Here is an 11,858-nt window from a genome sequence, read left to right on the forward strand (position 1 = left end):
ATTATTCTTCCATTTTGGATATCAATTCTTTTAGCGGAATATTGGCCTTGGCGTTTTCTAAAAGAAATTCACAGATATCTTTAATATTCTCTTCTTCGAAATCAAATTTTAGGCAGTACTTTCTTAGGGTATTTACCTCATCATCTGTTACAATGCCATCGGCCCATATCATTATGGCCAAATCATATAGATATTCAATTTTTTTCTCTAGTGATGTTGGTATGATGGAATCTTGTGATGGATGTAATAAAATATCGTTTAATTGATCTTTACTTATTCCTCTTTCCTCAGCAAATTTGTAAAGCATTTGCAATTCCAGAACATCAAAATTGTCATCAGTAAATGCAATCTGATAAAGTCTCAAAAAATGACTTTTCAATTCAGTGGAAATATTCATCATCACAACATGTTAGTTAATATTGTTTTCACAGGCTATTCCATCATTGTCTCTATCTAAATTGGAATAGCAATTTCTATTACTTTCAAAAGCGGACTGAGCTGCAGTTTGAGACGAAAAATCAGAACAATTGCTATCGCAATCTGAATCGTTTTCACATGATATGGTTATTAAGATTATTGCCGTAATTATAGCGAAGCCAAAGCAACCCTTTTTCGTTTTCCTTCCTTTGGATTTTTTAAGTGATTTGTTCACAAAATGGCCTTGAACGTATGTGCCATCTTTCTTGTAATATCCTCTGCGATACTTCATTTAATACTTTATTTAGGAGGTTTTCTTTTATGCGGTTTCACAGGTACGGTTTTAGGACTATTAGGATTTTTTCTTGGCACTGGAGAAGGTTTAGATCTTTTGTGTGGTTTTACGGGAACTGTTTTCTTTGCCATTTCAAAATGTATTAACTGGTCAAATCTTCTACCTGCGCAAAGGGCGCATCTCTTTTTACCGCTTCGATTCCGTTTTTGCACGATTGTTTATAGTTGTACATCTCGCTTGTAGCGATGATTTCACCATTGCCTTTGGAGCGAAGGTTAAAATAGAATTTACCGTTGCTACTCTTTTTGATTTCAAATTTTGGAAATGCCATGATTCTTTTGATTTTTATTTTGTTTACGCAAACCTAAAGGCATTCAAAAAAAATTCCTTACAGATATCTGTAAAGCAAAAAAGTAATATCAAAAAGATTTTTAAATGCTTAGTATTGTTGTTGAAATGAGAACTAATCTTCCCATCCGCAAAGCGTTCTACCCATATTTTTCGCCTCTTTCAAAGTGACCTCATAGATTTTGGTGGAGCAACAGGAAAGCCCTCGGCAATGCTTGTTATAATGATATCGCTTACTTCCCTTGCCCTTGCAGACATAAACTTTGTTTTTCTCAATAGTTGAAGAATTTAAACCAACAAAAAGTATGCAGAGACATATGGCAAATGATTTCATAACTAGCAGTAATAATTCAAATTAATAGTTATTTATTCCAATATTTTGCTTTCATTTTTTAGTCCAAGGCTTTAATTGGGTTGTGAGTACCACGATGAGTCGTTTAATAGTGTTAGACAGAGTCCTGCTATTTCGGAAATTTCAGATTGGTCTACTACATCGTGATCTTTTACTGCTCCATCGATGCAGATTTTCAAGTCGGTCGCACTACTCTTCACTTCACTTAGTGATAAATCCTTATTTATCGAATAGACGAAGTCAGCACAAGTTGCCAGTTTATTTCTTTCTGTAGCTGATTTCCAATCGATTATTTTGGCTTTATGTAGAGTCCCTCCATTAAACCATTCCTTGGATTCTGCAATTGGACCTGATAAATTACTATTATTAGAACAACCACATTTCCAAATGAATAAAACAACCACAATAACAATGATGACTTTTTTCATGACTTATCGGTTATTTGCTTATCTGAGTTTTCGATTAGTTTTCTTAGTAGATTATTTGTTTCATTCATAATGCTTATACGCTCATCAATTTTATAATACCATAGGACGACCCAACGAAATATGAAAAACAATACTAGAAGGAAGCATAGCAATAAAACGAATATTAGGGCTGGCAAGCTAAATTCATTCATCATTAAATCGATTGTAAATAATATTAGCATTTAATTTTTGCACCCATTTCTGTCACAGGTAATCCTCTCATTAGAGTATACCCAATGACTTGCAGAAGTATCAAAACCACATCCTGTTTCTCCACCTTTATATCCAATGTGCACTTCTCCAGTTTCTGTATTTTTTACAGCCATGATAATTGTTTTTAAGTTTCCATTAAACAAACCTAATCTCATAAAACAATAATCCCTTACAGGATTCTGTAAGGGATTTAAATTTGTTTTGATAATCGGGTCTTAGGAAAAATTAAAAATCAAATTTTACCTTCCTTTGCGAGTTTAAATAGCAGGCTTGTGGTATTCTTTGCCTTGTATTCATCATATAGCTTGCTTATTCTTTTGTCAATTGTACTCTCGCTATTTGGAGTCCTATTTTCTTTTTTAAACTTATCGGAAACTTCTTTCTTGGTGAGGCCGTTTGCGAGTTCTTTTAATATAGCACGATCAAAAGCATCCAATTCAAAAGAATTGTTAGCGGCAGTCAAATTCAGTTGGGGCGATACAAAAGTCCTATTGTGAAACACTTCGTTAACGGCATTGACCAACTCAACCATTCCTCTTCGGCCCTTGCAGACATACCCGTTAATTTTATCCTCTTTAAAAAGAGCATTGACGTGGCTAGGATTGTTTTCCATAGAGTGGACAATAATTTTTAATTCTGGTTGCTGCGCTCTTGCTACTTTAATGAGTTCTTGTCCAGAAGTGAGTTTGCGGTCCACATGGTCTTTTTCGAAAAATAAATCGGTGACCATTAACTCGTAAGGCTCATTTTTTTTGAGGGCCACTTTCAAACGATTAAATGCCTTGTCACAATAAAACTCGCTTTGCAATTCTTCGATTGCCAATTTTTCAGTTAAGGTTTCGGCAATACCTTGGTTTTCTCCCTGAAAATCTTCTACTAATACTACCTTTTTGAACATGTCGTATTCAACTATTTGGGGATTCGGATTTCGGCGCGAAAGCCTTTCTCTTCTTCTGAATCAAAAGTAATACTTCCACCGAGGGCTTGAATACGCTTTTCTGTATTCCATAGTCCATTTTTTCTCAATAATGATTTTTTTGAAGCCCCGACGCCGTCATCTTCATAATAAATAGAGAGCTCTTTCTTTTTGACTCTGAATAAAATCACAGTTTGGTCGGCCTTACTATGTTGCGCCATATTCTTAACCAACTCTTGCAGCACCTTAAAAATTATCGTTTTTGTTTGATGAGATACTAATGGCCAATCAAGTTCTTTGCCACCATCAAAAATCATTTCAACTTCTACCGGTTTGAGATATTCCAAAGTCACTTTCAGACTATTCCAAAAATCAGAACCGGTGTCTACCGTATTAATTTCACGCGAGAAACTTCTAATTTGATTGTAGACAGATTCCAATTTATCTAAAATGGCAGATTTGTCTTCACCTCTTTGCAGCATTAGCATGGCTTGATTGATTTTACCACCATGGTCATCATGTAATTTTCGGGAAAGTTGTTCCTCGGTTTCTTGGATAGCCACCAACTTCTCGGCTTTACTTTCCTGTTTTAGCCGATAAGTACGTTGTCTAAAACCGTAAAGCGAAAGGCCTAAAACAGAGGTAATGAAAAGGAGGCCACCCAAATACAGGGTCTTCTGATTTCGTTGTTGACTGGCCTCCAGTTCTTTTTCAGCATTTTCTTTTTCGAGACGCAAAATGGATTCTTGTTTTAGCCGATCATCGTATTTGTATTTAGCAAACTGGGTTTTAACCTTCAGTTCTTGTGTATACAAACTGTCTTGCAAATGAACATAGCGGTCACGGAGATTGATATTTTGCGGTTGCAATTCCATCAAAAATTTTAAAGCATCTTTTTCTGCACGAGGGATTTTTAAAGTTCTCGAAAGTTGAATAACAGAATCAAAATAGGATGTTGCTCTTCTTGGGTAAGTTTTAATGTAGAATTCTCCTAAGTGTGTATAACTGGCAATTAGTCCACGATTGTCATTGATTCGTTTTCGAATTTTTAGTGGTTCAAAAAAGATTTTTGGTTTTTTGTTCTTTTCTGAAAGCCATTTTGCATAAGCTAGGTTGTCCAATGCTCGGGCATACTCACGTTGATTTTGTTTTAATAAGGAATCTTGGATGATACTTCTCAATATGGCAATGGCATCCTCATACTGGGCATTATCAATATAAGTAACTGCCAAATTATTTCGATATATTAATCCATCTATTTCAATGCCAGTCATGTTAATGGCCCGATTATAATTCCTTATGGCATCTGAATAATTTAATAACTTACGATGGTTAGTGGCTAAAAGGTTATAGCATTGAGCAATATATGTGGTGTCTTTTTTAGGTGTTAAAAACTCTATGGCTTCAGTTAGAGTTTCTTTACTACCAAAAAAATCATTAAAATCCTTTTGGATTGTACCCATATTTAAAAGATTTCTACCTACCCAACTACTATCACCTACTTGCTCATAGTAGCCCTTTGAAAGTGTGTAATTTTGAAATGCTTTATCTGAATTATGGACTATTTCTGAGAAATAATAGCCCATCAAATAACGCTGCTTAGCGATATAATATGAATCAAGGCCTTCAATAGAGTCTTGGAATAAATATTCATCGAAAAAAATTAAACTATCATATTGCCTTGAAGAATAGTGGATCCAGGATTTTTGATATGCCAGTTGACCCATAATTTCCTGATCCCTGACTTTTCTTGAGATTTCGAGTGCCTTATTAATCGCTCTTAATCTTTCATCCAATTTAAGCTTCAAATCCTGGGATTCCAAGAAATAGTGACTAATACTATCATTTACTTTTTCGGCTTTTAAGTCATCTCCTTTCTTAGTACAACAAGAAATTGACACTACAATAAGAAGCAAAAGAAGAGAATGTTTCAAATGAAATGAGGTTAAATAAGCTGCACCTTAAAGATATTAAGGTACAGCTCAAATAAAACAAATTATTACAATTATTTGTCCCCGCCAGGAGGAGGAGGAGGAGGAGGGTTTCCATCATCCCCCTCAGTTGCAATAACTTGGTGTAACGCCTCCGTAGAAGCCACATCTTCCTTGTTACAGGAAAATAAGAATATGTTAAAAACGACAGCCATAATGGCCAAAAACACTTTTTTCATCTTTGTGATTTTTTTAATGTTGAACAAAGGGGTGGCTGTCCAGGGTTTTCCCAGAGCTGTTCATTTGGCTTTTCAGCCACCCGTGAGTTTGGAGTACTCCTTTGTTTTTGGAAAGTGGAAACTGCAAGCGGCTGATTTAGCTACTTTCCATTGGCCTAACACTGGCCGCTTTACAGAATCCCACAAAAATGAATCTTCTAGAAAAGCTATGTTAGCAAGGCATAGCAAAATTCATTCTTGGTACAAATTAAATTGATGAGGTTAAAATTCTGATAGACACGGATCTGACATGTATTGGACATGTATTGGACATCAATAAAACTGGTAATTACCAAGGTGAAAACTTCTATTGTTGAAGACGAAAAACTTGTATTTTTAGTTAGATGAATGAGAAAAGAACCAAGGAAATAGTTAAGGAGGTCTATACAAAGGCTAAAATAAACTGTATTTCTAATGCTAAAAATGCTCTGGCCATTCACGTGGAGAATGAGTTGTTAGAGCGTTACAAGAAATCTTTAAGCTATAAAACCATTGAAAGGGCTTTTGATAAATACATTGATGGAAAGAAAATCGGACCTCCTTTGGCAGAAAGTGTCAACTTAATGTGTGTTTATTTAGGGTTTGAGAACTTTACTGATTATGTTAGGCGTCGACAAAAATGGAAATGGAAAGTAACAATAGGGATTTCATTGGCCGCAATTTTAATCTCTCTTTTGGTTTTGTTGCCCAAATTCTCAAAAAATAGCAATACTTCTTCTATATCTAGGAACGGTTGCATGACTTGGGCTGATTCAATATATGTTACGGCTTCTTGCGATTCGGGGCCATATTCGAAATATGAAACCCCAATAGTTCCAATGAATCAAAATAAAATGAAGAATTTTAAAAAAGTTGAGGTGGATGCAGCGTATTCATTTTTTACGGAAGATGGTAAACCGTTAATATGGTATCATAAAAAGAATGATAGGGAACTTGAGTATTTTACCGCACCTGGATTGCATCCTATAACAGGGAAAACACTTGACGAAATCACCGAGTATATGATTGAGAAATATGTCCCAATACATTCAAATAAAAGTGATTCTTTCATAAAGGAAAACTAAACACTAATATGTGTAGCAAAAGTCAAGAATTGTTTATTTACTCTTTGATTTAGTGAACACATTGTTTATTAAGTAATCTATGGCCTGCTGATCGGTTATCGGTCTGTTCTTCTTTTGTTGATTTGTTAAGCTGCTAGTATTTATTTTGTTTGAGGATTTCTGCGTGGTTTCAAATGTGCTTTTTACTGCTTCCGTGTTGTCACTTTTGTAGTCTTTCTCAAAACCATAGATTTCATTCAAGGACACAACAATCTTAAATACGGTTTCAAATTCTATGAAACGAGTAAATTCTTCATTTGTCGATGCATTCACCCTATCAAAATAGACATTGTTGCCCTCAAGAAAGGGTATGAGCAGAAAAGAGTTGGCCAGATTGTTTTTAATGGCCTCCTGTTGGCCCAACAACACCTCCATTTTAGCGAGTCCCTTTACCCTTTCAATACCATTATTGTCCCTTGTGGTATTGAAAAACCGGACTGTCCTGGTCAAGATCTGATCGGAAAAAACCTTGAAATACCCCAGAGCCACCTTTTTTTCAGATTCTTTGTCCAATCCAAAGATCTCGTCCTCAAAGTCCAAATAGAACGCATAATAGGGGGTAGTAATACTCTCTATGAACCTATCAAGTAGAAAACCATAAAGATCATCCATAAGTTGCTTTGTGGGCTGCGGGATGGGAGGGGTGTCCAAGGGGTATACCTGATTGACCCCATTGTTTAGGGTAATACGGTATACCTGTTGAAAAAGACCTTCTTCAACAAGGAAATTGTTGCGTTCATCTTCATCCATGGACCCTAGTCCATGTCCTTTAAATTGGCCAAAATATGACATAGTGTGGTAAAAATAGAGAAACTGGCAAATTGTCTGACCAATCTGTTGATGGGTGCAACAATTTTTTTGTTGGTCGTCAATAGGGTATAACACCCTATTTGGATACCCTATTCCAACTCCTTCAATAAATGTGAGTAGTCCTCTGGTAATTCAGCATTGATATCCCTTAGGTATTTTTCCAGTGCGGACATAGTTGTGTGTCCGGTTATAAGCATTAATTTCCCCTTTGCCATTGCCGGTGGGAACTTCTTTGCCAATTTATGGTAGACCTGTGTAATGAAGGTATGGCGATAACTATATAGACCGTATTCCTTCCCGAGACCCAGGGCATCCTTGGCTTTTTTGAATTGTTTGCTGTAATGGTTCCTTTTGTTGTCCTCTAGGGTGTCCCAATAACCCCCGATACTATCCAAAGCGAACAAGTTACTTTTAGGGTCAAAGGCGCTAAGGTCAGGTAAGTGCTCCAAAAGGATGTCGGGAAGGATCTTTGTTGCCCTTTGCTTTGTCTTGGTCCGTACATGGATCAGTTTGTTGACAGTGTCGATGTCACCAACGAGAAGTCTACATACCTCTATTGGCCTTAGGAAGGCATATGAAACGAACCTGACAAAGAGCAATAGGACAGGATCGTTGCTGGCCAAATAGTTGTCCAACATTTTAAGTTGGTCCAAGCTATAGGTCCTATGTAGGTTGGGTTTTGTAGGCAAGGAACGGATGCCCTTGACAAAATTGTTGGTGATAAGACCATTGTCCTCGAAGAACTGGAACAATGAGCTAAGGTCGGCCTTGGTATTGTTGTGTGTTCTAGCGCTGGTCCTCTCCAATACGGTCCGCAGGTACTCCATTGCCAACTTTCGGTCAAGGTCCTCCACCGCAAGATCGTTGCCCAATTTGTTGCGAGCCCATTCGCTAAATTGGTTCGCCCTGCTCTTGAACCTCGAGAAAGAGGTTGCACTAAGGGTGTGCGATTTGAATGCCAACGCATCATCAACCGCACTGATAAGGGTAGTTTTTCCAGAATCGGTCCCAATTGAGATTGTTGTGTCCACAGTAACGGGCTTGTCCTGTTTTGGCGCAACAATCCCAGTTTGTTGCTGAATCTCTTCATTGGCCGGATCGAACATTGGTAGAAGGTGCGTATTGTCCGAATAGGGGTCGAATCCCTTGTCCAGTAGGAACAGCAGGTTCCGGCTCAATGTCCTGAGATGTGCCAGGCGTTCTCGTTTGTTGGCCATCCTGTTGGCCCCTGCCTTTATGTTGGGCTGGCGTTTGAGTTTCCCGGTATTGGGGTCGCGATAGGACCAATAGACATACCAGTCCTTCGAAAGTGCGTCCTCTTTTTCCTTTTTGGACAGTTTGGACCACTCGGAAGGGTCTATGCCGCCGGTGTAGATCTTGGGTTCGGAAAAGGAAGGTTTTTTGCCCAAAACGTGTACGGTATCGTGTACGGTCTTCAAAAATAGCGAAACTGTGGCCATAAAAAAACGGATTGCTGGTACACAATCCGTTGTCTTTGTTGCCTTTGGGCCTTGTAGCGGGAACAGGACTCGAACCTGTGACCTTCGGGTTATGAGCCCGACGAGCTACCTACTGCTCTATCCCGCGATATATGTTTTAATCGGAATTTACTAACCGATTTCTTTGTTTTTTCTTTTCCCAAAAGTAAAGTAGGTACTTTATCCTGAGCCCAGTCGAAGGATACTGCTCTATCCCGCGATGTGGACGGCAAATATACAACCGTTTTTCCTTTATTTCCAAATTTAACGAGACTTTGATTTGAAAAATGAAGTACATCCAAATCAATTGGTCGAACAAATACTGAACGAAGCCTTGGTCTCAGTCTAAATATTTTGATCTGAAAGTTGTTAATGGGTGGTTAGACCCCAATATCTGATTGGATGCTGGAAGTTCGGATTATCGGATTATTAGTTCTTGTCCTTACCGCATAAATATTTACCTTCGGAACCATGGAACAAGTCAACGATTTCTTATCCGCAATGCTGCCATACACAGAATGGGCCATGCTCATCCTGTTGATAGGCGGCGGATTATTCTTGGTATTTCGATCTAAATTTTTACCCTACCGGTATTTTGGGCATGCTATTGCCATAACTGCTGGTAAACATGACAAAGAGGGAGCTAAAGGAGATGTAAGCCATTTACAGGCTTTGTCCGCTGCGGTAGCCGCTACTGTCGGCTTGGGCAATATTTCCGGAGTGGCCATAGCCATATATATGGGTGGCCCCGGAGTGGTGTTTTGGATTTGGATCACTGCATTGATCGGAATGTGCATAAAATTCTATTCATGTAGTTTGTCAATCATGTACCGCGGACAAGATTCGGACGGAAAGTTGCAAGGTGGCCCCATGTTTTATATTACCCAGGGTATTGGCAGCAAAGCCAAACCGCTTGCCACCTTTTTCTGTATTGCGGGACTTTTTGGTTTTCTGGGCGTGTTTACGGCCAATCAGTTTACCCAAACCTTTATGAATGTGGTGAAGCCGGATGAGAATTTGGCAGTGCTTGGCGATTTCAATTGGAAACTAATAGTTGGGATTTCGTTAGCGATAATTACCTCCTTTGTAATTTTTGGAGGACTTAAGAAAATCGCACGTGTTGCATCGGCCATTGTTCCCTTTATGGTCCTCATTTATTTTGTGGCCGTAATGGTTGTAATGGCAACCAATAGCGGTGATATTTTACCTTCATTAAAATTGATCATTACGGAGGCCTTTAACTTTGATACCATGGTTAAAGGTGGTTTTTGGGGATTGGTAATTCTCGGTGTTCGGCGCGCCATGTTCTCCAATGAAGCAGGTCTCGGAAGTGCCCCTATGTATCACGGTCAGTCAAAAACGGACGAACCCGTCCAAGAAGGATTGGTGGCAATGTTGGGACCCTTTATCGACACCATAATTGTGTGTACCCTAACAGCTATTGTAATTATTTTGAGTGGCGCATATTTGGAAGCAGAGAGCAACGGCATCCTTATGACATTGATTGCCTTTAAAAAATCACTTTTTGGATATGGTGATGTACTGTTGATGATCATTGTAGCTGCATTTGCCCTTTCTACCTTGTTCACCTATTCGTATTATGGAGTAAAATGCCTGTCTTTTTTGACCAACGCCAAGATTGGCAAGTTTTACAATGGCTATTTTGTCGTAACCATAGTTTTTGCAGCGGTTGCTTCCGTTGATCTTGTGATCAACCTCATTGATTTGGCTTATGCACTAATGGTCATTCCGAATATGATCGCTGTACTTTACCTATCACCAAAAGTAAACGCCGCGGCTAAACAGTATTTTTCTAAATTAAAGGATGAAAAAGCATAGATCAGGTTTCGTAAACATTATCGGTAATCCCAATGTGGGCAAATCCACATTGATGAACGCTTTTGTGGGCGAGAAACTTTCTATCATCACTTCCAAGGCGCAAACCACCCGTCACCGTATTTTGGGGATTGTAAATGGTGATGATTTTCAAGTAATTCTTTCGGATACCCCGGGAATTATTAAGCCTGCCTACGAGCTGCAAACCAGCATGATGGATTTTGTGAAATCCGCTTTTGAGGATGCTGATGTGCTTGTGTACATGGTGGAAATAGGTGAAAAAGGTCTGAAAGATGAGGCCTTTTTCAAAAAAATTGAGAATAGCAAGATACCTGTACTTCTGTTGCTCAACAAAATAGACACTTCGGAACAGTCAATGTTGGAGGAACAGATCCAACATTGGCAAAAATTATTGCCCAAAGCGGAAATCCATCCCATTTCGGCTTTGGAGAATTTCAATGTCGAGGAAGTTTTTCAAAGAATATTGGAGCTGCTACCAGAAGCTCCCCCTTTTTATCCGAAGGATCAACTGACCGATAAGCCTGAACGTTTTTTTGTAAACGAGACCATACGTGAAAAAATACTGCTCAACTACAAAAAGGAGATTCCGTATGCGGTGGAAGTGGAAACCGAGGAATTTTTAGAAGATGAGAATATTATCCGAATCCGTTCCGTGATCATGGTCGAGAGGAATACCCAAAAAGGAATCATTATAGGGCACAAGGGCAGTGCCTTAAAAAAGGTAGGGGTGCAAGCAAGGAAGGACTTGGAGAAATTCTTCGCCAAACAAGTTCATATTGAGCTCTACGTGAAGGTAAACAAGAACTGGCGGAGCAGTTCCCAGCAATTAAAGCGTTTTGGCTATAATGGTTGATGGCAGTTTAACGTTTTAGCTCGGAAATCAACTCTTTGATATACGTTTTGAGCTGTTCCATTTGTGGACCTCCCTTTGATTTTCCCAACCGTCCGAACGCATATAGGGCAAACCAAATAACTACCAAGAAAAACATGCCCACCAACCAAGGGGTAACATCGTTCCCCAAGGAGTACTTGGAATAGGCAAATACCCCTAAAATGATAAACACAGTGCCCACCCCAAAATGAAGGAACATAAAAAAGGTCCAAAGGGTAGGATTGGGGCCAAAAACCCCATGGATTTTACTGATACCTTTTTCAAATGAGGTCAACTCCAAATGCACTTGGGGGGTCCAAAAATTGGTCTCCGATTTTTTAAAGCGGATATATACGTGTTCATCCAACCTTTTTACCAAGAAGGGGTGGGGGGCCTTACGGTCAAAAACCGTCTTAAGCCGATCCAAATCTTCCTTTAGGGGAACTTCAAAACGGGGCCTAAGCACTATCTCGTTGGTAAAATCACTCATAAGTGGTTGAAATTGAAAAAAAAAGGTATCAT

General features: G+C 38.8%; 13 protein-coding genes and 1 tRNA gene. 3 read left to right on the forward strand and 11 right to left on the reverse strand.

What is annotated here, in order from left to right; all coding sequences use genetic code 11:
* Nucleotide 1 precedes the first annotated feature (1 nt).
* From M3P07_RS14860 to M3P07_RS14895, 7 genes are all read right to left on the reverse strand, one after another.
* A complete protein-coding gene (locus M3P07_RS14860; RefSeq protein ID WP_319946578.1) occupies nucleotides 2-400 on the reverse strand; it encodes a hypothetical protein in 399 nt (132 codons plus the stop codon).
* 9 nt (nucleotides 401-409) lie between these two features.
* On the reverse strand, nucleotides 410-709 hold the full coding sequence (locus M3P07_RS14865; RefSeq protein ID WP_249970717.1) for an excalibur calcium-binding domain-containing protein: 300 nt from the start codon (nucleotides 707-709) through the stop codon (nucleotides 410-412).
* Between the two features lie 145 nt (nucleotides 710-854).
* Nucleotides 855-1,043: a YegP family protein gene (locus tag M3P07_RS14870; protein ID WP_249970718.1), complete on the reverse strand. Its 189-nt coding sequence runs from the start codon at nucleotides 1,041-1,043 to the stop codon at nucleotides 855-857.
* Between the two features lie 422 nt (nucleotides 1,044-1,465).
* Nucleotides 1,466-1,840, reverse strand: a complete 375-nt coding sequence (locus M3P07_RS14880; protein WP_249970720.1) for a hypothetical protein — start codon at nucleotides 1,838-1,840, stop codon at nucleotides 1,466-1,468.
* 484 nt (nucleotides 1,841-2,324) lie between these two features.
* Nucleotides 2,325-2,990, reverse strand: a complete 666-nt coding sequence (locus tag M3P07_RS14885) for a response regulator transcription factor (RefSeq protein ID WP_249970721.1) — start codon at nucleotides 2,988-2,990, stop codon at nucleotides 2,325-2,327.
* An 11-nt stretch (nucleotides 2,991-3,001) separates the two neighbouring features.
* Nucleotides 3,002-4,942, reverse strand: a complete 1,941-nt coding sequence (locus tag M3P07_RS14890) for a tetratricopeptide repeat-containing sensor histidine kinase (RefSeq protein ID WP_249970722.1) — start codon at nucleotides 4,940-4,942, stop codon at nucleotides 3,002-3,004.
* Nucleotides 4,943-5,013: 71 nt separating this feature from the next.
* Entirely contained in the window at nucleotides 5,014-5,178 is a 165-nt protein-coding gene (locus M3P07_RS14895; RefSeq protein WP_249970723.1) for a hypothetical protein, read from the reverse strand.
* A gap of 383 nt (nucleotides 5,179-5,561) precedes the next feature.
* Between M3P07_RS14895 and M3P07_RS14900 the strand changes: the two genes are divergently transcribed.
* The gene (locus tag M3P07_RS14900) at nucleotides 5,562-6,281 is read left to right on the forward strand and encodes a hypothetical protein (protein WP_249970724.1); all 720 of its coding nucleotides are present in this window, start codon (nucleotides 5,562-5,564) and stop codon (nucleotides 6,279-6,281) included.
* 33 nt (nucleotides 6,282-6,314) lie between these two features.
* On the opposite strand, the gene M3P07_RS14905 is transcribed toward M3P07_RS14900, so the two are convergent.
* The 3 genes from M3P07_RS14905 to M3P07_RS14915 form a co-directional block, all read right to left on the reverse strand.
* Complete coding sequence (locus M3P07_RS14905; protein ID WP_249970725.1) at nucleotides 6,315-7,112, reverse strand: hypothetical protein; 798 nt, start codon at nucleotides 7,110-7,112, stop codon at nucleotides 6,315-6,317.
* 107 nt (nucleotides 7,113-7,219) lie between these two features.
* Nucleotides 7,220-8,590 carry a tyrosine-type recombinase/integrase gene (locus M3P07_RS14910; protein WP_249970726.1) on the reverse strand — a complete coding sequence of 457 codons (1,371 nt, stop codon included), beginning with the start codon at nucleotides 8,588-8,590 and terminating at the stop codon, nucleotides 7,220-7,222.
* Nucleotides 8,591-8,644: 54 nt separating this feature from the next.
* Nucleotides 8,645-8,717: transfer RNA gene (locus tag M3P07_RS14915), tRNA-Met, on the reverse strand.
* A 362-nt stretch (nucleotides 8,718-9,079) separates the two neighbouring features.
* Here M3P07_RS14915 and M3P07_RS14920 point away from each other — a divergent pair.
* Together M3P07_RS14920 and era are read left to right on the forward strand one after the other, a co-directional pair.
* Nucleotides 9,080-10,447 (forward strand): alanine/glycine:cation symporter family protein, encoded by a 1,368-nt coding sequence (locus M3P07_RS14920; protein ID WP_249970727.1) that lies wholly within the window; start codon nucleotides 9,080-9,082, stop codon nucleotides 10,445-10,447.
* A complete protein-coding gene (era, locus tag M3P07_RS14925) occupies nucleotides 10,434-11,318 on the forward strand; it encodes a GTPase Era (protein ID WP_249970728.1) in 885 nt (294 codons plus the stop codon). Before M3P07_RS14920 ends, era begins: the two co-directional genes overlap by 14 nt.
* Nucleotides 11,319-11,325: 7 nt before the next feature.
* On the opposite strand, the gene M3P07_RS14930 is transcribed toward era, so the two are convergent.
* Nucleotides 11,326-11,826, reverse strand: coding sequence for a GTP-binding protein (locus M3P07_RS14930; protein ID WP_249970729.1), 501 nt, complete (start codon nucleotides 11,824-11,826; stop codon nucleotides 11,326-11,328).
* Between the last annotated feature and the right edge of the window lie 32 nt (nucleotides 11,827-11,858).

Origin of the sequence: Flagellimonas myxillae (assembly GCF_023502235.1) — a bacterium.
Taxonomy (GTDB): Bacteria; Bacteroidota; Bacteroidia; order Flavobacteriales; family Flavobacteriaceae; genus Flagellimonas; species Flagellimonas myxillae.

What these genes read in the sequence shown, in the direction of transcription:
- M3P07_RS14860 (WP_319946578.1), bottom strand. Translation starts at nt 400, where the DNA reads ATGATGAATATTTCCACTGAATTGAAAAGTCATTTTTTGAGACTTTAT.
- M3P07_RS14865 (WP_249970717.1), bottom strand. Translation starts at nt 709, where the DNA reads ATGAAGTATCGCAGAGGATATTACAAGAAAGATGGCACATACGTTCAA.
- M3P07_RS14870 (WP_249970718.1), bottom strand. Translation starts at nt 1,043, where the DNA reads ATGGCATTTCCAAAATTTGAAATCAAAAAGAGTAGCAACGGTAAATTC.
- M3P07_RS14880 (WP_249970720.1), bottom strand. Translation starts at nt 1,840, where the DNA reads ATGAAAAAAGTCATCATTGTTATTGTGGTTGTTTTATTCATTTGGAAA.
- M3P07_RS14885 (WP_249970721.1), bottom strand. Translation starts at nt 2,990, where the DNA reads ATGTTCAAAAAGGTAGTATTAGTAGAAGATTTTCAGGGAGAAAACCAA.
- M3P07_RS14895 (WP_249970723.1), bottom strand. Translation starts at nt 5,178, where the DNA reads ATGAAAAAAGTGTTTTTGGCCATTATGGCTGTCGTTTTTAACATATTC.
- M3P07_RS14900 (WP_249970724.1), top strand. Translation starts at nt 5,562, where the DNA reads ATGAATGAGAAAAGAACCAAGGAAATAGTTAAGGAGGTCTATACAAAG.
- M3P07_RS14905 (WP_249970725.1), bottom strand. Translation starts at nt 7,112, where the DNA reads ATGTCATATTTTGGCCAATTTAAAGGACATGGACTAGGGTCCATGGAT.
- M3P07_RS14910 (WP_249970726.1), bottom strand. Translation starts at nt 8,590, where the DNA reads ATGGCCACAGTTTCGCTATTTTTGAAGACCGTACACGATACCGTACAC.
- M3P07_RS14920 (WP_249970727.1), top strand. Translation starts at nt 9,080, where the DNA reads ATGGAACAAGTCAACGATTTCTTATCCGCAATGCTGCCATACACAGAA.
- era (WP_249970728.1), top strand. Translation starts at nt 10,434, where the DNA reads ATGAAAAAGCATAGATCAGGTTTCGTAAACATTATCGGTAATCCCAAT.
- M3P07_RS14930 (WP_249970729.1), bottom strand. Translation starts at nt 11,826, where the DNA reads ATGAGTGATTTTACCAACGAGATAGTGCTTAGGCCCCGTTTTGAAGTT.